At 53.0% G+C, this 21,190-nt stretch carries 18 protein-coding genes; 10 read left to right on the top strand and 8 right to left on the bottom strand.

Annotation, left to right across the window (positions count from 1 at the left end):
- Window positions 1–76 precede the first annotated feature (76 nt).
- On the top strand, window positions 77–1,618 hold the full coding sequence (locus OGV80_RS09645; protein ID WP_286514680.1) for a methyl-accepting chemotaxis protein: 1,542 nt from the start codon (window positions 77–79) through the stop codon (window positions 1,616–1,618).
- Between the two features lie 279 nt (window positions 1,619–1,897).
- A complete protein-coding gene (gene ansP / locus OGV80_RS09640) occupies window positions 1,898–3,340 on the top strand; it encodes an L-asparagine permease (RefSeq protein WP_047411154.1) in 1,443 nt (480 codons plus the stop codon).
- A gap of 41 nt (window positions 3,341–3,381) precedes the next feature.
- On the opposite strand, the gene OGV80_RS09635 is transcribed toward ansP, so the two are convergent.
- Window positions 3,382–3,603 (bottom strand): YgdI/YgdR family lipoprotein, encoded by a 222-nt coding sequence (locus OGV80_RS09635; protein WP_043016274.1) that lies wholly within the window; start codon window positions 3,601–3,603, stop codon window positions 3,382–3,384.
- 137 nt (window positions 3,604–3,740) lie between these two features.
- The gene (gene yncE, locus OGV80_RS09630; protein ID WP_043016273.1) at window positions 3,741–4,802 is read right to left on the bottom strand and encodes a 7-bladed beta-propeller protein YncE; all 1,062 of its coding nucleotides are present in this window, start codon (window positions 4,800–4,802) and stop codon (window positions 3,741–3,743) included.
- 258 nt (window positions 4,803–5,060) lie between these two features.
- Between yncE and pqqU the strand changes: the two genes are divergently transcribed.
- Window positions 5,061–7,181, top strand: a complete 2,121-nt coding sequence (gene pqqU / locus OGV80_RS09625) for a TonB-dependent receptor PqqU (protein ID WP_286514678.1) — start codon at window positions 5,061–5,063, stop codon at window positions 7,179–7,181.
- 31 nt (window positions 7,182–7,212) lie between these two features.
- Here the strand turns inward: pqqU and curA are convergent, their stop codons facing one another.
- Both curA and OGV80_RS09615 read right to left on the bottom strand, forming a co-directional pair.
- Window positions 7,213–8,250, bottom strand: a complete 1,038-nt coding sequence (gene curA, locus OGV80_RS09620; protein ID WP_087053355.1) for an NADPH-dependent curcumin/dihydrocurcumin reductase — start codon at window positions 8,248–8,250, stop codon at window positions 7,213–7,215.
- A 58-nt stretch (window positions 8,251–8,308) separates the two neighbouring features.
- Window positions 8,309–8,884 carry a helix-turn-helix domain-containing protein gene (locus tag OGV80_RS09615; protein ID WP_047411144.1) on the bottom strand — a complete coding sequence of 192 codons (576 nt, stop codon included), beginning with the start codon at window positions 8,882–8,884 and terminating at the stop codon, window positions 8,309–8,311.
- 37 nt (window positions 8,885–8,921) lie between these two features.
- Here OGV80_RS09615 and OGV80_RS09610 point away from each other — a divergent pair, with 37 nt between their 5' ends.
- On the top strand, window positions 8,922–9,440 hold the full coding sequence (locus OGV80_RS09610) for a GNAT family N-acetyltransferase (protein WP_043016269.1): 519 nt from the start codon (window positions 8,922–8,924) through the stop codon (window positions 9,438–9,440).
- On the top strand, window positions 9,437–9,886 hold the full coding sequence (locus OGV80_RS09605; RefSeq protein WP_043016268.1) for a DMT family transporter: 450 nt from the start codon (window positions 9,437–9,439) through the stop codon (window positions 9,884–9,886). Before OGV80_RS09610 ends, OGV80_RS09605 begins: the two co-directional genes overlap by 4 nt.
- A 57-nt stretch (window positions 9,887–9,943) precedes the next feature.
- Here OGV80_RS09605 and OGV80_RS09600 read toward each other — a convergent pair whose 3' ends face one another.
- Both OGV80_RS09600 and OGV80_RS09595 read right to left on the bottom strand, forming a co-directional pair.
- A complete protein-coding gene (locus OGV80_RS09600) occupies window positions 9,944–10,177 on the bottom strand; it encodes a YdcY family protein (protein ID WP_043016267.1) in 234 nt (77 codons plus the stop codon).
- Between the two features lie 17 nt (window positions 10,178–10,194).
- The gene (locus OGV80_RS09595; RefSeq protein ID WP_087053356.1) at window positions 10,195–11,793 is read right to left on the bottom strand and encodes an ABC transporter substrate-binding protein; all 1,599 of its coding nucleotides are present in this window, start codon (window positions 11,791–11,793) and stop codon (window positions 10,195–10,197) included.
- Window positions 11,794–12,075: 282 nt separating this feature from the next.
- On the opposite strand from OGV80_RS09595, the gene OGV80_RS09590 reads away from it, so the two are divergent.
- Genes OGV80_RS09590 through OGV80_RS09580 form a run of 3 tightly spaced genes read left to right on the top strand, consistent with a single transcriptional unit; the run spans window position 12,076 to window position 18,525 of the window.
- Window positions 12,076–13,383 (top strand): SrfA family protein, encoded by a 1,308-nt coding sequence (locus OGV80_RS09590; RefSeq protein WP_087053357.1) that lies wholly within the window; start codon window positions 12,076–12,078, stop codon window positions 13,381–13,383.
- 4 nt (window positions 13,384–13,387) lie between these two features.
- A complete protein-coding gene (locus OGV80_RS09585) occupies window positions 13,388–16,369 on the top strand; it encodes a virulence factor SrfB (protein WP_286514673.1) in 2,982 nt (993 codons plus the stop codon).
- Entirely contained in the window at window positions 16,366–18,525 is a 2,160-nt protein-coding gene (locus OGV80_RS09580; protein ID WP_286514671.1) for a virulence factor SrfC family protein, read from the top strand. The genes OGV80_RS09585 and OGV80_RS09580 overlap by 4 nt, the downstream gene beginning before the upstream one ends.
- A 19-nt stretch (window positions 18,526–18,544) precedes the next feature.
- On the opposite strand, the gene OGV80_RS09575 is transcribed toward OGV80_RS09580, so the two are convergent.
- On the bottom strand, window positions 18,545–18,718 hold the full coding sequence (locus OGV80_RS09575) for a GhoT/OrtT family toxin (RefSeq protein WP_016153148.1): 174 nt from the start codon (window positions 18,716–18,718) through the stop codon (window positions 18,545–18,547).
- A gap of 192 nt (window positions 18,719–18,910) precedes the next feature.
- On the opposite strand from OGV80_RS09575, the gene yncL reads away from it, so the two are divergent.
- Window positions 18,911–19,006: a stress response membrane protein YncL gene (gene yncL / locus OGV80_RS09570; protein ID WP_071524268.1), complete on the top strand. Its 96-nt coding sequence runs from the start codon at window positions 18,911–18,913 to the stop codon at window positions 19,004–19,006.
- Window positions 19,007–19,125: 119 nt separating this feature from the next.
- Here the strand turns inward: yncL and OGV80_RS09565 are convergent, their stop codons facing one another.
- Window positions 19,126–19,905: an AraC family transcriptional regulator gene (locus OGV80_RS09565; protein WP_043016263.1), complete on the bottom strand. Its 780-nt coding sequence runs from the start codon at window positions 19,903–19,905 to the stop codon at window positions 19,126–19,128.
- Window positions 19,906–20,003: 98 nt separating this feature from the next.
- On the opposite strand from OGV80_RS09565, the gene OGV80_RS09560 reads away from it, so the two are divergent.
- Window positions 20,004–21,128, top strand: a complete 1,125-nt coding sequence (locus tag OGV80_RS09560) for an MFS transporter (RefSeq protein ID WP_087053360.1) — start codon at window positions 20,004–20,006, stop codon at window positions 21,126–21,128.
- The last annotated feature ends 62 nt before the right edge of the window (window positions 21,129–21,190 follow it).

Below are 21,190 nucleotides of genomic sequence, written 5' to 3'. Positions count from 1 at the left end.
AAAACAGCTTTTTAATATCCCCCGATTTTATTGCGGGGATTTTTGTATGGATTATACATACCATCATGGGGCCTCTATGAAAAGTAACATGCCCGTTACACAAATTGAGCACACACTTAACGGCAAAGCGACGCTGCTTTCAACGACGGATAAAGAAAGTCATATTACCTACGCCAACTCTGCTTTTATTGATGCCAGTGGATTTGACGAACATCAGTTAATGGGCGAACCGCATAATATTATTCGCCATCCCGACATGCCTCCGGCTGCTTTCGCCGATATGTGGTACACGCTACAGCAGGGAGACAGCTGGACAGGGATGGTGAAAAATCGCCGGCAGAATGGCGACCATTACTGGGTTCGCGCCAACGTTACGCCGGTCTGGCACAATGAAAAGCTCACTGGCTACATCTCGGTGCGTACCGTTCCTTCGCGCGATGAAATAACTCAAAGCGAAAGCTTATATCAAAAAATTAATAATCAGCAGCTTAAAGGATTTCAACTTTTTAAGGGCATTATGATTCGTCGCGGCATATTGTCATGGGCATCAATGTTTAAATGGTTGAGTATTGGTCAGCGCGTCAATTATTCTTTAGGGGTAATCTCCCTGTTCTCTTTGTTATTTATCTTCGCCCCTGTCAATCCATTTATTCAGGCGGGTGGATTGTTGTTCTTATTTCTAATGCTTGCTATTTACCTTAAGTATCAAATTTGTCAGCCAGTTAATACGCTACTGACGCAAATGAAGAAAGTGGTATCGGGGCGAAAACCTGATAACTATCATTTAAATCGGGTGGATGAGATCGGAATGCTGATGCGTCTGGTTAATCAATCCGGGCTTAATCTGAATTCTCTGGTCGATGACGTCAGTAAGCAAATAACCGGTATTCGCGCTATCAGTCAGCGGGTATCAAAAGAAGGTACAGCGCTGCATAAGCGTTCAGAAGAAACCTCTGCCGACCTGCAACAAACGGCTGCAGCCATCGAAGAAATTGGCAGTGCGGTACAGCAAACCGCTGAAACCGCGGCACATACTATGACGATGGCCGATAAAACCAGCGCCAACGCAGCAGAAGGTGGCGATATCATGAAACAAACTATCGCCATGATGCAGGCGATATCGCGTGACAATGGACAGATCGTCGACATCATTGGCGTTATCGACAGCATCGCCTTTCAGACCAATATTCTGGCGCTCAATGCCGCGGTTGAGGCCGCACGAGCCGGGGAATCAGGGCGCGGCTTCGCCGTTGTCGCGGCAGAAGTTCGCAATCTGGCGCAGCACTCGGCGTCGGCGGCAAAAGAGATTAAACAGCTTATTGAGAAGAATGTCGCTAACGTTAACAGCGGCGTCAAAATGGTGGAGCAAACGGAAACGCATCTCACCGGGATGATTGGCGATGTAATGCAGATGTCGATGATGATCAAAGACATTAGTCTGGCCACGCGCGAGCAAACCCAGGCGCTGGATCTGATTAACGATTCGATTTCACGCGTTGGCGCCATGACACACAATAATGCCGAGATGGTGGAGCGCGTCACCGACGCTACCGCCGATCTGACCCAGCGTTCATCGCGCTTACAGCAGGCCGTTCAGGTCTTTGGCGTATCAGCATAACGTTGCAGCGCTTATCGGGTAAATGTCTCGATAAGCGCACGCCTCTCCATGTATTAACACCCTTCTCTTTTATTGGCTGAATCGAGGCCACACCGCACCAGCTGTGGCTGCATAAAAATGCTGAATTCTTGTTATCGGGGCTTTGCGGAACCGATCAATTGAATGTAGGATGCTCGGCCGGCCGTTTTACTCCGTAACACCATGAAGGGTAAGGCTGTTTTCGCCGCAACTGGTGCGGCAAAAAGGATTTTGTATTTTGTCAGGTCAACAGGAATCGTAATGAACACAAACAACACGCAAGCCGCGGAGCAACATGCGGCGAAACGACGCTGGTTGAATGCCCACGAAGAGGGGTATCACAAAGCGATGGGCAATCGACAGGTACAAATGATCGCCATTGGTGGCGCAATTGGTACCGGGCTGTTTTTAGGCGCTGGCGCACGCTTGCAGATGGCCGGCCCCGCTCTGGCGCTGGTCTATCTGGTGTGTGGTATTTTTTCGTTCTTTATACTGCGCGCGCTCGGCGAGCTGGTTTTACATCGCCCTTCCAGCGGCAGTTTTGTCTCCTACGCCCGCGAGTTTCTCGGCGAAAAGGCCGCCTACGTGGCGGGCTGGATGTACTTCATCAACTGGGCAATGACCGGTATTGTCGATATCACCGCGGTGGCGTTGTATATGCACTACTGGGGCGCCTTTGGTGATGTACCGCAATGGGTGTTCGCTCTCGGCGCGCTGGCCATTGTCGGCACCATGAACATGATCGGCGTGAAATGGTTCGCAGAGATGGAGTTTTGGTTTGCGTTGGTGAAAGTGCTGGCAATTGTCATTTTCCTTGTAGTGGGTACCGTCTTTTTAGGCACCGGAAAACCGCTGGACGGTAACGCCACGGGTTTTCATTTGATTACCGACAACGGCGGATTCTTCCCGCATGGCCTGCTGCCTGCGTTAGTTCTGGTACAGGGTGTGGTTTTCGCATTCGCCTCTATTGAACTGGTGGGTACAGCCGCCGGTGAGTGCAAAGATCCGCAAACGATGGTGCCGAAAGCGATCAATAGCGTCATCTGGCGTATTGGTCTGTTCTATGTGGGTTCTGTCGTACTGCTGGTTCTGTTATTACCATGGAACGCCTATCAGGCGGGGCAAAGTCCGTTTGTTACTTTCTTTTCCAAACTGGGCGTGCCGTACATTGGCAGTATCATGAATATTGTGGTGCTCACCGCGGCGCTTTCCAGCCTTAATTCAGGGTTGTACTGCACCGGACGTATTTTACGTTCCATGTCGATGGGCGGATCGGCGCCGAAATTTATGGCTAAAATGAGTCGTCAACAGGTGCCCTGGGCTGGGATCCTCGCCACGCTGGTCGTGTATGTCGTCGGTGTTTTCCTGAACTATCTGGTGCCGTCGCAGGTATTTGAGATCGTGTTGAACTTCGCGTCATTAGGCATTATTGCGTCGTGGGGATTTATCATGATCTGTCAGATGCGTCTGCGCCGGGCCATAAAAGAAGGCAAAACGGCAGACGTCAGCTTTAAACTGCCGGGCGCGCCATTTACCTCCTGGTTAACGCTGCTGTTCCTGCTGAGCGTTCTGGTGCTGATGGCGTTTGATTATCCGAACGGCACCTATACCATCGCCTCATTACCGCTGATTGCTATCCTGCTGGTTGCGGGCTGGTTCGGCGTTCGTAAACGCGTTGCAGAAATCCACCGCACCGCGCCATAACGGCAGAAGGCCTGACAGGTTACCCCTTCAGGCCTTCTTTTTTAGTTCGCTTCAATCAACTGCGCAACGTCGTTGCTGTTAATTTCCCGCGCATTCCCATCCTGATCGGTATAGCTGGTCATTCCCGTGTCTTTATCCAGTTTTGGCTTACCCTGGGTGGTGATGGTTTGTCCGCTTTTCGTCGTCATGACGTAATCGGTGGTGCATCCTGCCAGGGTAAACAGCATCACGCCTGCACACAGACAGATAAGTGGCTTTTTCATGGTATTCCTGCGTTATTCAGTTAGCCGTTGAGGGCGTAGTGTAAGTCCCTGAAGTGGGTGAGGCTACTGGCGGGGTGTAACGAGGCGTATCGTGGGGTTTAGAGAAATGACAGGAGGGGTTTCCCCCTCCATTTATATTACAGCGCAATACGAATAACATCGTCCGGCTGAGTGGCTTCCTGCTCGCGAGTGGATTTTTGTTTCACGCTGACGTACAGGGTTTTACCATCGGCGGAGAGCGCCAGGCTGTTCGGGAATGTTGGGGTCTCGAACGTTTTAACGACTTTATAGCTTTTCGCGTCGATCACGCTCACTTTGCCGGCCTGACGATGGGTCACGTAGGCTTCATTACGTGCCGGGTTAAACAGTACGGCCAGGGATTCCGGCGCAGCGACTTTTGCCAAAACGTTGCCATTACGGGTGTCGATGACCAGCACTTCCGCCGCTTTAGAGTCGGTGACAAAGGCGCGGTTGCCCGCGGTGTCCAGGCTCAGATTGATGAAGAAATGCTCTTTTCCATCATCCAGCAGCTTTTTACGGCTGAGAATTTTGTTGGTGGTAGTATCGACGGTGATGAATTCACCGTCCGCATTGGCGGTGTACAGGCGCTTAGCTTTACTGTCGACAGCCAGAGCGGTGCTCATTTTGCCGGTATTTTGAATGGTGTCCTTCAGTTTAATAGCATCACCGTCCACAACCCAAATCACGCTCTCTTTACCAATACCGCTAATGTATACGGTGTTGGTAGCATCATCGGCGACCAGTTCACGCGGCTGCAGCGGGCGAACATCTTCAGAACGCTTACGCGCATCAAGTACCAGGCGTCCTTTCACCGCGCCGGTTTTGGCATCCATCGCCGTTACCGCGCTGTTTACCGTGTTGCCGAACCACAGCGTTTGCGTGGCGTTGTTGATGGTGGCGCCAAACGGTTTGAGATCGTTATGAATAACCTGAGTCACTTCGAGGGTGACAGGGTCAAGACGATAAACCACCCCGCCGGTATCCAGTTTGCGGCTCTGTGAGGTCGCCAGCCACAGTGCGTTCTCTTGCTGGCTGTATGCCATTTCATAGGCACCTTTGCCCACGGCTTTGCGCAGCAGTTCTTCTGCAGCCTGCGTAGTAAAAGATGATGCAACGAGCAGTGAACCTAACAGTAAAGAACCACGCAGACGCGGTGAAAACAGATGACGTAAAGACATGACGACTCCCTTTGATAAATTCGTTTGTTACTGCTTCACATAGCTTCAATGAGCAAAATCATGGTTTTGCTTTTTTAGGAATGAGAATAGTAATCATTATTCATCGCAAAGTGGAGCACTTCTTCACATATTGACTACAATCGTTTTCATTGCCCGAAAAATTACCGCAATTACGCAGCGCTAAAATTCATCTTTTATAAAAAAATTCACATGCTTACCGTTAGTTTTTGAACGTAAGCATCATAACTGGCCTTATTCATGACGATTTTTTCAGCCCGCTATACTGTTGTTCCTGTTTCTTTATTGCCTGCCTTCTTCTCGCCTTTTGCCCTGGCAGAAAGTGAGATAAACGATCAAACGCTGATCGTGAGTGCGACGCCACAGTCCGTTTCTGAGCTGGACACTCCTGCTGCCGTCAGCGTTGTTGACGGGGAGGATATGCGTCTGGCAACGCCGCGCATTAACTTGTCTGAATCCCTGACCAGCGTCCCGGGGCTACAGGTACAAAACCGACAGAATTACGCCCAGGACCTCCAGCTATCGATTCGTGGATTTGGTTCGCGAACCACTTATGGTATCCGCGGTATTCGTTTGTACGTCGATGGTATTCCAGCAACCATGCCGGATGGACAGGGTCAAACATCCAATATCGACATTAGCAGCGTACAAAACATTGAGGTTTTACGCGGCCCCTTCTCTGCTCTGTATGGCAATGCGTCCGGCGGAGTGATGAATGTCAGTACTGAAACGGGACATGAGCCGCCAACCATTGAAGCCAGTAGTTATTACGGCAGTTTTGGCACCTGGCGCTACGGGTTAAAAGCAACGGGAGCTCTGGGCGATGGTACTCAGCAAGGCGATGTGGATTACACCGTTTCAACAACCCGGTTTACCACCCACGGTTATCGCGATCACAGTAGCGCGCAAAAAAATCTGGCCAATGCCAAACTTGGCGTGCGCATAGACGATGCGAGCAAACTGACTCTGATTTTCAATAGTGTAGACAGTAAAGCCGACGATCCCGGCGGTCTTACCGAGTCGGAATGGCAGGTCGATCCGCAGCAATCGCCCCGCGCTGAGCAATTCGATACGCGAAAAACCATCAAGCAGACCCAGGCGGGATTGCGCTATGAACGCCAGCTTAGCGCGCAGGATGATATCAGCATCATGACCTATGCGGGGGAACGTGAAACCACTCAGTATCAGTCAATCCCGATGGCTCCACAGTTAAAACCGTCTCATGCGGGAGGCGTCATTACCCTGCAACGTCATTATCAGGGGATAGACAACCGCTGGACTCATCGGGGTGAGCTGGGCATACCCGTGACTTTCACCACCGGTCTGAATTATGAAAACATGAGCGAAAACCGTAAAGGCTACAATAACTTCCGTCTTGATGATGGCGTGCCGGAGTATGGGCAAAAAGGCGACTTACGCCGTAACGAACGCAACCTGATGTGGAATGTCGACCCCTATCTGCAAACCCAGTGGCAATTAACGCAGAAACTCTCACTGGATGCCGGCGTTCGTTACAGTTCAGTGTGGTTTGATTCTAACGATCGCTATATTACGCCCGGTAACGGAGATGACAGCGGTGACGCCAGCTATCACCAATGGTTGCCTGCCGGATCGTTAAAATATGCCATCACCGATGCCTGGAACGTCTATTTGGCCGCGGGTCGCGGGTTCGAAACACCCACCATCAACGAACTGTCCTACCGTTCCGACGGCCAAAGCGGCATGAATTTTGGTTTACAGCCGTCCACAAGTGACACCGTTGAAATCGGTAGCAAAACACGTGTTGGCGATGGATTGTTTACCGCGGCCTTGTTCCAGACTAACACGGACGACGAAATCGTCGTTGACAGCAGCAACGGCGGACGGACAACGTATAAAAACGCCGGAAAAACTCGCCGTCAGGGAGGCGAGTTATCCTGGGACCAACGCTTTGCCGCAAACTGGCGCGCAAAAGCGTCATGGACCTGGCTGGATGCCACCTACCGCAGCAACGTTTGTGGGGATCAAAACTGCAATGGCAACCGACTGCCCGGCATAGCGCAAAACATGGGATTTGCGTCACTGGGCTACGTTCCTGATGAAGGTTGGTATGCGGGAGCAGATGTTCGTTATATGGGCGACATTATGGCCAATGATGAAAATACGGCGAAAGCCCCGTCATATACCGTTGTTGGCTTGAATATCGGTTATAAATTTTATTACAGCAGTCTCATGGTAGACCTGTTCGGTCGGGTAGATAATCTGTTCGATAAAACTTATGTCGGCTCGGTGATTGTGAATGAGTCAAATGGCAGATACTACGAACCGGCGCCAGGACGAAACTATGGCGTAGGTATTAATCTGGCCTGGCATTTTGAGTAAAACTGGCGGGAATGACTCCCGCCATCAGTTTTTACGCATCATCGGCAAGACGAATAACCACCTTGCCGAAGTTTTTACCGGTCAGCAAACCGATAAAAGTCTGCGGTGCATTTTCCAGACCGTCGGTGATTTGCTCGCGGTAATGGATTTTGCCCTCTTTAACCCAGCGCCCCATCTCCCGCTGAAACTCATGAATGCGGTGACCGTAATCCTGACCAATAATAAAGCCCTGCATGCGGATACGCTTTTTCAGTAGCGTTGCCATCAGCAAAGGTAATCTGTCAGGTCCTGCCGGAAGCGATGTGGCGTTATAACCGCTGACCAGTCCGCAAAGCGGAATGCGCGCAGAGGTGTTGAGTAACGGCAGGACTGCGTCAAATACCTTACCGCCAACGTTTTCGTAATAAATATCAATCCCCTGCGGGCAGGCTTTTGCCAGCTGTTGCGCAAAATCTTGCGCGTGGTGATCGAGACAGATATCAAAACCCAGTACTTCGGTGGCATGTCGACATTTCTCTGCCCCGCCAGCAACGCCGATCACCCGGCAGCCTTTGAGCTTACCAATCTGCCCTACCGTTGCGCCAACCGGGCCGGTCGCGGCGGCTACCACCAGCGTTTCTCCCGCTTTCGGCTGACCGATATCCAGCAGCCCCATATAAGCGGTAAAACCGGGCATCCCCATAACACCCAGCGCCCAGGAAGGATGCTCGGGATTATCGCCAAGCTTCACCAGGCCACTACCGTCGGAGATGTCATAATCCTGCCAGCCGCTGTAGCTCAGCACCCACTCGCCAGGCTGGTAGTCAGGATGGTTGGATGACTCCACTCGACTTACGGTGCCGCCCACCATAACGCCGCCAATCTCTACCGGTGGGGAGTAAGATGGCTCATCGCTCATACGGCCACGCATGTACGGATCGAGGGAAAGAAAAACGGTACGCAGTAAAACCTGGCCTTCACCCGGCGTTGCCACCTCATCTTCTTCAAGACGGAAGTTTTCCGCAACCGGCGCGCCATGCGGGCGGGAAGCCAGTACCCAGCGACGATTACGATTAGTCTGTTGACCCATGATGTGCTCCTCTGCTTTTGGCATGAATCCATCAATAGTAGCAGCCTGTGCCTGCCATTTAGCTGACGGCATGATTTAACCGCACAACCAGGTAAACGCAGGGTTGCGCGGTTTCATTGATAAATCGACAGTCATTCGGCGGGCCAAGTTCCAGACAATCGCCCGCCTGCATTTCATGACGTACGTCTCCTTCTACAAAGACGAGTTCTCCCTGTTGTAGCCAGATAAGCTGTCTGGCCTGCACGTAGGAAGAGGCTGGCATTGGGATATCGCTACCGGCAGGCAATTCTATCTGCACCAGATCGATAGGCAGATCGCTGCGCGGTGAAACATGGCGGCGCAGATAGTGGCTTTGCGGGTCGTGCCAGACGGGCTGGTCAGCGAAGCGCAGCAGCTTGCCCTCCTGCATTTCGGCCCGCGCAATCAGCATAGACATGCTGATACCAAAGGCTCCGGAGAGCCTGCCCAGCAGCGTGGCCGTTGGGCTGCTCTCACCGCGCTCTATTTTGTGGATCATCGCCCGCGACACCCCTGCTCGCTCGGCAAGTTCCGTCAGTGACCAGCCGCGAGATTCCCGCTCAATGCGAATTCTTGCTCCGATCCGTTGATTTATGCTGTCTTCAATAGTATTCATATTGTAATACTATAGTGAACAATCCCTGAGGTTCAACATGTCAATTCGATTTGCCAGCAAAGAAGACTGTGCCGCCATTGCAGAAATCTACAACCACGCGGTACTGCATACGGCGGCTATCTGGAACGATCAAACCGTCGATGCCGAAAACCGTATCTCCTGGTATGAAGCCCGCCAGTTGATGGGCTATCCGGTGCTGGTGAGTGAAGACCGTGGCGTGGTCACGGGGTACGCCTCCTTTGGCGACTGGAGAAACTTTGATGGATTCCGTCATACTGTTGAACATTCGGTATACGTACATCCGGATCATCAGGGAAAGGGCCTGGGACAAGCGCTGCTCAGCAGACTGATAGCAGAAGCGCGCGAGTGCGGCAAGCACGTGATGGTGGCGGGCATTGAGTCTCAGAATCAGGCGTCGCTACATCTGCACAGCACGCTGGGTTTTAAAATTACCGCGCAAATGCCGCAGGTTGGCACCAAATTTGGTCGCTGGCTGGATCTGACCTTCATGCAATTACAATTAGACGATCGCCGCGATCCGGATGCCAGCAGATGAACCAGACGCTGACCCTCTCCTTTCTGATTGCCGCAGGTATTGGTCTGGTGGTGCAAAATACCTTGATGGTACGCATTACGCAGACATCCTCGACGATCCTCATCGCCATGTTGCTTAACTCGCTGGTCGGGATCGTGCTGTTTGTCAGCATACTGTGGTTTAAGCAAGGTGCGGCGGGATTTGGTGAGCTGGCCTCCAGCGTACGCTGGTGGACGCTAATCCCCGGATTACTGGGATCGTTCTTTGTTTTTGCCAGTATCAGTGGGTACCAAAATGTGGGGGCTGCGACCACTATCGCGGTGCTGGTGGCCAGCCAGTTAATCGGCGGACTGGTGCTGGATATTCTGCGCAGCCACGGCGTGCCGCTGCGAGCGCTGGTGGGTCCGGTCTGCGGCGCGGTGCTGCTGGTCGTCGGGGCCTGGCTGGTGGCGAGACGCTCATTTTAATTACGCTTATCCGGCCTACGAAACGTGCATGCAGGCCGGATAAGAGGCAACAAAAAGTCAGAGAATAGAGCCGCCTTTGGTCAACTGTTCGCGACGGGATTCCATATCCTCTTTATGCTGACGGCCATGATGTGCGATCGCCGTACGCAAACGCTGTTGCTGGGTATAGCGTTCTTCCCGGCTCAGCGCGGCATCATCGCTGAGTTCAATCAGCAATTCGTTCATATGCGTAATGACGCTCTCTTCAATGGCGGCATCAACACGTGCGCTAACCTCATCCAGATGCGACATAACCTCTCCTTAACTCATTAATTTAATTTTGCTTTTGAAAAATCACTGCCCATCAGGCTGACGCTGTATCCGCTAACGTTGCTGCGCGTAGCGTAGAACGTTTTGCCGTTTGCCAATGCAATCCACGGAGCCTGCTGGTAAAAAATCTCTTGCGACTGCTGGTAAAGCGCGGCGCGTTCCTCTGGTTTGCTTACCAGTTTCGCCTTTTGCACCAGCGAATTATACTCTTTATCGCACCAGCGCGCGGCGTTAGATCCGGTTTTAATGCTGTCGCAGCCCAGCAGTACATCGGCGAAGTTATCCGGATCGCCGTTGTCTGACATCCAGCCGAACAGCGCGGTGTCATGCTCACCTTTGCGCATTCCGGAGAGATATTCGCCCCACTCGTACGACACAATTTTCGCCTTCACGCCAACCTTTGCCCAGTCGCTCTGGATCATCTCGGCAATTCGTCGGGAGTTCGGGTTATATGGGCGCTGAACCGGCATTGACCACAGCGTCGCTTCAAAGCCATTTTCCAGCCCAGCCTGCTTCAGCAGGTCTTTCGCTTTTTGCGGGTCGTAAGCGTAATCCTGCAGATCTTTATTAAAGCCCATCATATTCGGTGGAATCGGCGATTTTGCCACCGTACCGGAACCTAAAAAGACAGCGTTTATAATGGCCTTTTTATCGGTCGCGTAGTTTAGCGCCTGACGTACCAGCACGTTATCAAACGGTTTTTTCTCGGTATTAAACGCCAGATACCCGACGTTTAGCGCTTCAACTGAATGCAGCGTCAAATCTTTATTCTTTTTAATCTCGTCAAATTGTACGGGGGCTGGCGCCGGGATTATCTGGCATTCATTGGTTTGCAGTTTTGCCAATCTGGTCTGAACGTTTGGCGTGATGGAGAAGATCAGGTGCTTCGTTGGGACAGCGCCATCCCAGTAGTTAGGGTTAGCGAGATAGCGGATTTGCGAATCCTGCTTGTACTGCTGCAACACGTATGGCCCGGTGCCAATCGGCCAGTTATCGACATTTTCCGGGGTACCTTTTTTCAACATCGCGTCGGCATACTCGGCAGAGAGGATGGAGGCAAAATCCATTCCCCAGTCGGCAAGAAATGCGGCGTTAGGTTCATTGAGGACAAACTGAACGTGATAGTCATCGACCCTCTTAACTTCTTTAATCAGTTTATCCAGACCGACATCGTTAAAGTATTCGTAGCTTCCCTGAGAAATCTTATGATACGGATGATCGGCATCTTTCTGCCGTAATACCGAGAAAATCACGTCATCAGCGTTGAAGTCGCGGGTCGGTTTAAAGAATTTATTACTGTTAAATTTTACGCCCTGACGCAGGGTAAAAGTGTAGGTTTTACCGTCCGGGGAAATCGTCCAGTCCGTTGCCAGAGAGGGTACTGGCGTATTTTTTACCGGGTCGAAGTTGATGAGTCGGTTGTAGAGCACTTGTGAACTGGCCACAAACGATGGACCGGAACTGGCAATTTGCGGGTTAAAAGATTCCGGCGATGCTTCTGAGCAGTAGATGATGGTGTCAGTATTGGCCGCGAACGCTGCGCCTGACGGTAAGACGGCGCTGAGAGCCAGCGCGAGTAACGTTTTCCTTGCAATCATGGTTATAAGCCTTCTTATTTTATTATTAACTGGAATATCAGAGCATAGCTGACAAAAACTGACCAATAACAAATCACTATCAGGTTATTCTAATCTGGTGTATTTCGCTGAATAATTCATCAGCCTGAGCGAATTAATTTCCCTTAAGTCTTTTTCAAAACGTCAAGATTTTTCCCGGCACTCTATGCCATGAAAATTCGCCCCTTTTTGCCTCTCTTCCACCGTTTGCTCGTTTTTATAAAACGTAAAGTAGATACGTGAAGAAGTCTAAGGGGTAACAACGTGGCAAAAACTCTCTTGCGCAGCGGCAATTTGGATGACTATCAGGCCGTGGGCGGCGGCGGTCAGGCCGTGTTTGATTCAGCATTGCAAATTCGTGAAACGCTTCGTCTACGCAAACAGCAGGCGATGGTGGATTGTCTGGCGATCCCACAAATTAACGACAGCGGCGATCGGGTGGACTGGTACTCGCGGGTTGAAGGGAAAGCCGTTGCGTGGAAAGCCGCTGATGAAGATGCACGTTTTCGTGCGCTGCGCTATCTGGGGAGCACGCTGGAAAATGCGGCGGCCCTGAGCCGTAAAAGCCTGCAATCGGGTAAAACCTCCCTGCAGCTATTTGGCTCACTGCTCGAAAAAGCCATCCAGTTTCCTGGTGAAAACCACGTGTTTCTGGTTGATGGCAAACCCGTTATTACGTTCTGGGGCTTCGTCAATCTGAATGAAAATCCTCGCGACGATGTGCTTGATTGCCTGCGCCTTATTGACAATCCTCCGGTCATCACCGTAACAGAGCCTGAACCGGAAGAAGAAACCACCGCGGAAATCACCTTCGCCGAGGCCGACGCGCCTTTGCTGACCCCGGTCGTTGAGCTGCCTAAACCGGCAGAGCCTGAACCTCAACCCCCGGTCGTTGTTAACGAACCTGAAGTTACACCGCCCCCGGTACAGAAAAAGCCCGCACGCCGCCTGCCGCTGTGGAGCCTGCCCGTTGCCGCAGTGATCGTTGCCGCCATTGTTGGACCACTGCTGTGGAAGCAACAAACCGCCGAGCCCGTACCCGTAGTGCCTCACGGCGAGGTTGCGAAAGCTGATGTGGCGCCGCTGCCAGAACTGACATCGGCACTGCCGCTGCATCGGGCTGAAGTGATCCCGGCTGCGAAAAAAGAGAAACCCGTCGAAGGGCCGGTTGTGATCGCTGCTATTCCAAAAGATGCGCTGGTGATGGACGCCAACCAGATGAAGGCTGGAACGACGCGTTTTCTTAACGGCAACTGGCGCGTCATAGTCGATGTTAAAGATCCGGTTAGCGGTAAAGCGCCGTCGCTGCGCTATCAGATCCAGACCAATAAAGGCACTGCGCGCGTGGTTCATGGCGACAATATCGTTTGTCGCGCCGAGATTTTCTCCGGTTTGCACCAGTCAGGTGAATTAATGATTAAGAGTCGCGGCAATGCCCGTTGTACGGACGGTTCTCGTTATCCGATGCCTGAAATTACCTGCAAAGCGGGAACCAATGACGTCGCCGCCTGTACCGCACGATATGACGCTCACGCGGAAATCCCTCTGACGATCAAAAAGATAGGTGCCTGATTTTATGTTGGTGAATCTGTGTGACTACAAACAGAGCGTGACGCTCATCGCCAATAGCGGTGTGCAATTTCTGGATTTTGGCCTGACGCCGCAGGAGTCTGCGCATCATGGCCGCTTTGTGCGCAAAACGGCCAACGGCCCCCTGCTACGGCTGGACTTCGATCTGACAACGGGACGCTATACCCTGCCAGGCAGCACCGGCGGTCAGCCCGAAGTCGTAAAGCCGGAAAGCACCCAAATGCTGCATTATTCCCTGGACGTGCTCGACGGCGTCTGGCTGCCGCTGCCGTTCCTGCGCTTTAACCCGCCGCGAACGTTTGTTGAAGGCCCGGATAACTGGGCGCGCGTACAGGTACGAAAACTGGCGCAACCTGACAGCGCGGGCAACACTCACCGCGTTAGCGTGGCGCTGGACAGCCAGCTCGCTGAAAATGCCCCTGCGGCATTAACCCCCAACGAAAATGACCTGCTAAACGGTACACGGTTTGCGCTAGCCTGGCATGACAACGAAATTGCTGATTTCCTCGACCAGACCTGGATTGACGGCTGGTTGCGCGAATCCTTTATGCATCATGTCACTCAACATGAGAACCGCTCAGAACAAGAGATCCAGCAGGCGCTGCGTAACTTTGAATACCAGGCGCACTGGTTGAATGTTCTGACCCTGTTAGGCGAGCAGCTTTCTGTCCCGGAAGTGAAACTGGTCACCCATACCCTCAGCACGCCCGCCATTCCGGTCGATCTTATCCTGGATATCGGTAATACCCATACCTGTGGCGTCCTGATTGAAGATCACGGCGATGCCAATGACGGACTACGCCAGACCGCTGAATTGCAGGTGCGTTCCTTAAGCGAGCCACAGTTCCTTAACGATCCGCTGTTTACCAGCCGGCTGGAGTTTTCCGAAGCCCGTTTTGGCAAGCAGCACTTTTCCGTTGAGAGCGGTCGTGATGATGCCTTTATCTGGCCGTCGATTGTTCGCGTTGGCGACGAAGCCCGAAAGCTGGCGATGCAGCGCATGGGCACCGAAGGCAGCAGTGGGATCTCCAGTCCGCGGCGTTATCTGTGGGATGAAACGCCGGTACTGCATGACTGGCGCTTTAGCCAGATGAATGGCAAAACCCAGCGCGAACCGCTGGCTACCGCCTTCCCGCTGATGAACCTGATGAACGATGACGGTCAACCGCTGTTCAGTCTGCCGCAGGACGATCGTCTGCCGGTGTTCTCACCGCAATACAGTCGCAGCACGCTGATGACGCATATGCTGTGCGAAATACTGGCCCAGGCGCTGGGGCAAATCAACAGCGTGGCGACGCGTTTGCGCCTCGGATTCCCGGCGTCTCCTCGTCAGTTGCGGACGCTGATCCTGACTCTGCCGTCGGCGATGCCCAAACAGGAGCGCGAGATTTTCCGCCTGCGCATGTTTGAGGCTATTGCGCTGGTCTGGAAAGCGATGGGCTGGCATCCGCAGGATGAAGATTTTACGACCCGTAAGCAGCAGGAAAAAAGCGTGGTTCCCGTACCGGAGATCCAGATGGAATGGGATGAGGCCAGCTGTGGGCAACTGGTGTGGCTGTATAACGAAGCTATCTCTCACTACGATGGTCACACCGAATCATTCTTTAACGCCCTGGCCCGCCCGGACCGTTTGCCGGAGCCTGGTGAGACTAAAGGCCGAGCGTTGCGCGTGGCATCGATCGACATCGGCGGCGGGACAACGGATATGGCCGTCGTCCATTATCAGCTTGATGACGGCGTTGGCGCGAACGTCAAAATTACCCCGCATCTGCTGTTCCGTGAAGGTTTTAAGGTCGCGGGCGACGACATGCTGTTGGACGTGATTCAGCGCTGCGTGTTGCCCGCGCTGCAAACCCGCTTACAACAGGCTGGCGTGACCGATGCCGCCGCATTGCTGGCCACGCTATTTGGCGATTCCGGGCGTATCGACACCCAGGCGATTCTGCGTCAACAAACGGCATTACAGCTCTTTATGCCGCTCGGTCATGCGGTGCTCTCAGCCTGGGAACAAAGCGATATTAACGATCCGGTAGCCGGGTTGCATGCCACCTTTGGCGAACTCCTGAGCCAGCAACCCACGCGCAACGTAATGAATTACATCCAGCAAGCCATCGATCATGCGTTGCCAGCAGGATCGCCAGCGTTTGATGTCCTGAGTGTACCGCTACAGGTGCAGTTCAGACAGTTACAAGAGGCGTTACTGGCGGGGCAATTTACCCTGACCTCTCCGCTACACGCGGTCTGCGAGGCCATTTCACACTATCGCTGCGATATTTTATTAGTAACAGGCAGACCCGCCTGTTTACCGGGCGTACAGGCGTTGATCCGCCATCTGCAGCCCGTTCCGGTTAATCGTATGATCTGGATGGATAACTACCGCGTACATGAGTGGTATCCGTTTAGCCAACAGGGGCGGATTGGTAACCCCAAATCCACCGCGGCAGTCGGTGCTATGTTGTGCAGCCTGGCGCTGGATTTGCGCTTGCCGCGCTTTAACTTTAAAGCTGCCGACATCGGCGCTTACTCAACCGTACGTTATCTCGGCGTGCTGGATAATACGGTCAATACCCTGCGCGATGAGAACATCTGGTATCACGATATCGATCTGGATAAACCCGGCGCGAAGTTGGATGCCCGCCTGCATTTCCCATTACGTGGCAACGTGACGTTAGGTTTCCGCCAACTGGCAAACAGCCGCTGGCCTGCCACGCCGCTGTATACGCTCAGCATAAATTCTGCCGAACTGGCAAAAACCATCGCCGGAGATGGCGTGTTGAATGTACGGCTGCAGCTACGCGGCGGTAGCAAAGAAAACGGCCCGGAATACTTCGTGCTGAGCGATGCCTGGTTACAGGATGGCACCCCCGTTGCCGCCAATGCCTTAACGTTAAAACTGAATACGCTGGCAGACCGTCGCCATAGCGGTAGCCATTACTGGATTGATAGCGGGAGCGTGTACCTGAAATGAGTAAGATGTTAGACACCGCGCAGGCCGCCATCACATGGGTCGCTGATACCCGTCAACGTTCGGCGCGTCTTGATGATGAAGCAGATGCCCTGCTGGCGCAGCTCACCCTCGCCGCCGTGAATGAAGCTGCGTTGAAGACGACCTTTTCATCGCAAGGATGCGTTGGGTTATACGGGCATTCGCAATCGGCAAAAGCACACCTGCTCGCGGCGTTGTGCAGCAATGCCAATGGCAAAGTGAATATCGTTACCCCGGATCGCAGTTTTGATTATTTTTCGCATATTAATCCTGGCCATGCGCCAACCAATATGGCGATCCGCTTTACGCGTGATGAAAATCCGCTCGATAGTGAATGGCCGTTGCGTCTGCGATTACTCAGTGAAGCCGAACTGGTACAGCTTTTTATTACCCAGTTTTGCGCCCTCCCGGACAACCGCCAGGTTGAGAAATCGATTATTGAGGCGCGCCTGGAAAAATGGCAGACGCTGCGTCAGCGTCATCCGGTACCGGGAATTACCGCGCACGATGTTGCGGCAATTGGCCGTTTCTGGCGCTCCAGCGTGCCAGCCAACCAGCAGCAAATCGACGATGCGCTTTGGCATCAGTTTGCCACACTGCTGCCGGCACTGGATCTGACGACCCGGGCAAACGCCTGGGCGTTACTGTGGGGAGAACAACCAGAGCTCACGCAGCAGTGGCTGGCGCTGGCGCATACGCTGCAACAAACCGGGAACGCGCAGGAACTGGCGGCTCCGTTGAGCCTGCTGGTTGACCATTTTGGTTTACCTGCCGAGAGTTTCCTGACTCAGGTGGCATTGACTGGCAATGAGGCGCAGAGCGATGTGGTGGTTCATCCCATTGAAAACCATCAGTTGCTCAATGCGGTCAGTCTCTCCCAGGCGTCACTGGCGCTGCTGACGCGCGAACTGGTCCTGACGGTTGAAGACGCCGTACTGGAGAATGTCGATCTGCTCGATATCCCCCTCGCCCCGGATGCGCATTCCCATCCGCTGTGGCAGGCCAAATTAGGCTGGATGCTGGAATATTATCGCCAGCATCTGCAACCGGATGTGCTCTTAATCTGTAATGCGGTATCGACCCGTTCGCAGACGCCTGCTATCACCCGCAAGCTACTGGGCTGGGTTAACGATACTCAGCCTGTCCATGATGCCGCATTGCCGGGCGTGGTTTGGGCCATTACCCCGCAGGATGCACGCTTTAGCACCCAGCAAAATCTTGATGAGTCCGTGCAGCAATTAATGGGCAAACCCGGACTACATTGGGGCACGCTGCAGGCGCTGGATAAACATAGCTTACAACGCCTTGTCGAATGGCTGACTCAGGCAACTTCGCCACAGCAGCGTCAGGCCAGATTGACCTCCCTGCGTGAGCAGCACCAGCAGCGCGTACGCGAAACCCTGATCGGCTGGATTAATCCCGTTGAGACCGAATCTGGAGGCAATGAGTGGGTGATCCGCCAGCTACAAGCTCAGGCGGCAAAGCATGGTGAACTCCTGGATGGTTTGCTCCCGCCGATGCGTCTCTTTGAGTCGCTGCTGCGGGTTCAGCAGCCACGCGAGGAACAGGTAAGCGGGTTATTTAATGAGGAGATTGACCTGTTTGCCGAGGTGCGTGACACACCGCTCTCACCGGATAGCAAAGAGAGCGGTTATCAGGCGCACAAAATGTGGGTTAATCACGTGCGCCAGTGGTGTCGCGATGAGAATAATGCCCGTCGTTTACGTCTCGAACCGCGTACGCTAAGGCAGGTCGCCGATATCCTCGTCACCGCCAGCTATCGCCTGGAGATGCCGCAACGCTTACAGCGCATTATGCAGCGAGAAAACGTCTGCGCCGCGCAGCTTCACGCCGATATTGGTGATTTTATTACCTGGCTTGGATTTGCCAATGTCGCCGAAGAACAGCGTCCTGCCAGCAGGATCCAAAAAGGATCGGCTATTTTTAGCGCGCCGAAGCAACAGCCGATGTTACGCCTGACGAAGCTGGATGAACAACCTTCGCACGGCGCAAGCCGGTACGTTTACGACTGGCTGGTCGCGTTGTATACCCGCGCCAATGAAAACGTGGGATATCAGCATCCGCAGGATGTCAGCGAAGCCGATAAAAAACGATTAGATGCCCTGTTTTCCTCCTGAAACGGCGTTAACGCCGTCATCAGAAGAGAGAAAACATTAACGCGACGGGAAAACTCATCGGCCAGGTCGCCCCGACTAATACCGCGCTGAGAAAACGAATTCGCTTTTTATCGCGGGAAAGAAACCAGGTGATGATTGCCGTGATAGCGGCCATCACCGCGTAAAAAACCAACATTTTTTGGTACAGAGACATGTAAGGCGTCCGGGCCGAAAGGTAAAATCGCGCGCAATATGCTCTTTTTCATGACCCACATCAAGTTTTATTAATTATTTTAAGGGAAACAGCGGGAAAACAAGCCGTTTTCATTATGTTCAGAATCCGTACTATTGCGGATAGTTATAACCCGTACTATACCCATAGGGGTTATAACGAAAGGTGGCACAAATGAATGTTTCCAGTAAAACTGTGGTGCTGATAAATATATTTGCTGCTGTAGGACTTTTCAGTCTGATTTCCGCAAGGTTCGGCTGGTTTGCTTGATGTGATTCTTGTTGATTAATTGCAGCGTCCGCTGGCAGAGGGGGTCTTCTCTCTGCCATTAGTGCACGATCTTCCCACTCTCCCGCCGCCGGGTAAATTATCCTTAGTATGTAATGTCCCTAATCCTTCTGCGGCATTATATTGCCCGAATAACGGCTCGGCGTTGTGCCGGTATGTTGATGGAAGAACGCGATAAAAGCGCTGTCGCTGACAAACTCCAGATATTGCGCCACCTGGCTAATAGGGCATCCATCCGCCAGCATCTCCATGGCTTTTAGCAACCTGAATTGCTGCCGCCAGTTCTGATAATTCATCCCGGTATCCCGGGTAAATATTCGACCGATTGTTCTCTCACATGCCCCAACCCGTCGGGACAATTGATTCAGTCGCGGTGGGAGTTCGCCCATACGTAATCCCTCTAGCCACACGTTCAACCGCGGATCTGAGGGAAACTGCAACGTCCAGTTTTCACTGCGGGCGGCGCGTATTTCCTCACAAAAAACGGTGATGAGGCTGGCCTGCTGCGCGGCTGGCATATCCCATGGCCAGAAAGCCATACGTTCTATCACTTCAAAAAAGAGAGGGTTAACCTCGACTATCTGCAGCGGTAACTCAGATAATGGCAATGCGGTTGAAAAGTACAAAGAACGATAAGCCATCCCCCCTCGCATTATGGCGCGATGTACCGTCCCGGCCGGGATCCAAACCGCACGCCGTGGCGGTAACAGACACAGAGCCTGCTCCAGCTCGATCGTAATGCTCCCCGCAGCCGAAAAAAGTAGCTGATGACGAAGGTGGCTGTGCCGTCCTGAATCATGTAGCCCCATATCGGCGGCTATACCGATTACCGGTTTGTCAAAGCTATCCGCATCGAAAGCATCATCAGGCGCAATTTTCATTATCTGTCCGATATTTGATATTTAATGTCCTGATAATGGTAATGAGACATTGCTCTTTCAGCAATAATGCCCGCCTGTTTTGTTTCTCTGGATATTGTATGAATACGCTTCGCCGCCCGCCGCTGTGGCTTCTTACGCTACTGATTATGTTCCCGCAACTGGTGGAAACCATCTACAGCCCGGCACTGCCAGGTATCGCCACTGCTTTTCACATCAGCAGTGAGCGTGCGGCTCAAACACTCTCCGTTTACTTTGCTGCCTTCGCCGTCGGTGTGGCGATGTGGGGTTGGCTGAGCGACTGCATCGGGCGACGTTGGGCTATGCTGGCAGGACTTATTTGTTATGGAACAGGCTGTGCCTTAGCCATTGTTGCCGCCGACTTCAGCGTTTTACTGCTGGCACGGATGGTCTCCGCCATCGGAGCGGCTGCCGGGTCAGTGGTGGTACAGACCATGCTAAGGGACAGTTATGAATCACCCGCGCTATCCCGCGTCTTTTCTGTGATGGGCGCCGCACTGGCATTGAGTCCGGTTTTCGGCCTGCTAAGCGGAGGTTGGCTGGTAAGCCTGTACGGTCATACTGGTGTATTTGTTGCCCTTATGCTGCTGGCGCTGCTACTGCTAATACTGACAGCAACCCTTTTGCCGGAAACAAGGCCGGAGAATACGGTCCGCCCACGGATGACGGTGCTCTTTCCCCGTATGGCGCGGGACGGTGAGCTGTGGAAAAATGCCATCCTGGTCGCGTTGTTAAATACCATGCTGTTTAGTTATTACAGCCTGGCGCCATTTCTTTTCGGGCAGTTGGGATGGCGTTCCCGAGCCTTTGGCTGGACAGGAGTGTTACTTGCGCTGTCTTCACTGTCGGGTAGCCTGCTGAACCGGAGGTTGCTAACGGCAGGTCTTACACCGGAACAACTGGTACGTTATGCCTGTGCGCTGGCAGCGTTGTCAGGTCTCGTCGCGTGGTGGCTACAGCACTGCGCGTGGATCCTGCTGCCGGTGTTCGGCGTGGTGTTAGCCTATGGGATCGCGATTCCTAATGTGCTGAGTCAGGCGCTGCGTCACTACCGTGAACAAGCCGGTGCTGCCGGTGCGTTGTTCGGGTTGAGCTATTACCTGTTACTGGGAATGATGCTGGGGTTGGCAGGCATGGTGCAACAGTTGGGGCTGGTTCTGAGCGTTTGTGCGCTACTCGCCTGGCTTTGCAGCTTGCGCCGCTGATACCCGGACGGTAAACCAGAAAGCACAAAGCCCCGACATTAAGCTGGGGCTTTGTTGTTTCA

Origin of the sequence: Citrobacter sp. Ce119 (genome assembly GCF_030334525.1) — a bacterium.
Taxonomy (GTDB): Bacteria; Pseudomonadota; Gammaproteobacteria; order Enterobacterales; family Enterobacteriaceae; genus Citrobacter; species Citrobacter europaeus.
This window is presented reverse-complemented; position numbering and strand designations above follow the sequence as displayed.

What these genes read in the sequence shown, in the direction of transcription:
- OGV80_RS09645 (WP_286514680.1), top strand. Translation starts at nt 77, where the DNA reads ATGAAAAGTAACATGCCCGTTACACAAATTGAGCACACACTTAACGGC.
- ansP (WP_047411154.1), top strand. Translation starts at nt 1,898, where the DNA reads ATGAACACAAACAACACGCAAGCCGCGGAGCAACATGCGGCGAAACGA.
- OGV80_RS09635 (WP_043016274.1), bottom strand. Translation starts at nt 3,603, where the DNA reads ATGAAAAAGCCACTTATCTGTCTGTGTGCAGGCGTGATGCTGTTTACC.
- yncE (WP_043016273.1), bottom strand. Translation starts at nt 4,802, where the DNA reads ATGTCTTTACGTCATCTGTTTTCACCGCGTCTGCGTGGTTCTTTACTG.
- pqqU (WP_286514678.1), top strand. Translation starts at nt 5,061, where the DNA reads ATGACGATTTTTTCAGCCCGCTATACTGTTGTTCCTGTTTCTTTATTG.
- curA (WP_087053355.1), bottom strand. Translation starts at nt 8,250, where the DNA reads ATGGGTCAACAGACTAATCGTAATCGTCGCTGGGTACTGGCTTCCCGC.
- OGV80_RS09615 (WP_047411144.1), bottom strand. Translation starts at nt 8,884, where the DNA reads ATGAATACTATTGAAGACAGCATAAATCAACGGATCGGAGCAAGAATT.
- OGV80_RS09610 (WP_043016269.1), top strand. Translation starts at nt 8,922, where the DNA reads ATGTCAATTCGATTTGCCAGCAAAGAAGACTGTGCCGCCATTGCAGAA.
- OGV80_RS09605 (WP_043016268.1), top strand. Translation starts at nt 9,437, where the DNA reads ATGAACCAGACGCTGACCCTCTCCTTTCTGATTGCCGCAGGTATTGGT.
- OGV80_RS09600 (WP_043016267.1), bottom strand. Translation starts at nt 10,177, where the DNA reads ATGTCGCATCTGGATGAGGTTAGCGCACGTGTTGATGCCGCCATTGAA.
- OGV80_RS09595 (WP_087053356.1), bottom strand. Translation starts at nt 11,793, where the DNA reads ATGATTGCAAGGAAAACGTTACTCGCGCTGGCTCTCAGCGCCGTCTTA.
- OGV80_RS09585 (WP_286514673.1), top strand. Translation starts at nt 13,388, where the DNA reads ATGTTGGTGAATCTGTGTGACTACAAACAGAGCGTGACGCTCATCGCC.
- OGV80_RS09580 (WP_286514671.1), top strand. Translation starts at nt 16,366, where the DNA reads ATGAGTAAGATGTTAGACACCGCGCAGGCCGCCATCACATGGGTCGCT.
- OGV80_RS09575 (WP_016153148.1), bottom strand. Translation starts at nt 18,718, where the DNA reads ATGTCTCTGTACCAAAAAATGTTGGTTTTTTACGCGGTGATGGCCGCT.
- yncL (WP_071524268.1), top strand. Translation starts at nt 18,911, where the DNA reads ATGAATGTTTCCAGTAAAACTGTGGTGCTGATAAATATATTTGCTGCT.
- OGV80_RS09565 (WP_043016263.1), bottom strand. Translation starts at nt 19,905, where the DNA reads ATGAAAATTGCGCCTGATGATGCTTTCGATGCGGATAGCTTTGACAAA.
- OGV80_RS09560 (WP_087053360.1), top strand. Translation starts at nt 20,004, where the DNA reads ATGAATACGCTTCGCCGCCCGCCGCTGTGGCTTCTTACGCTACTGATT.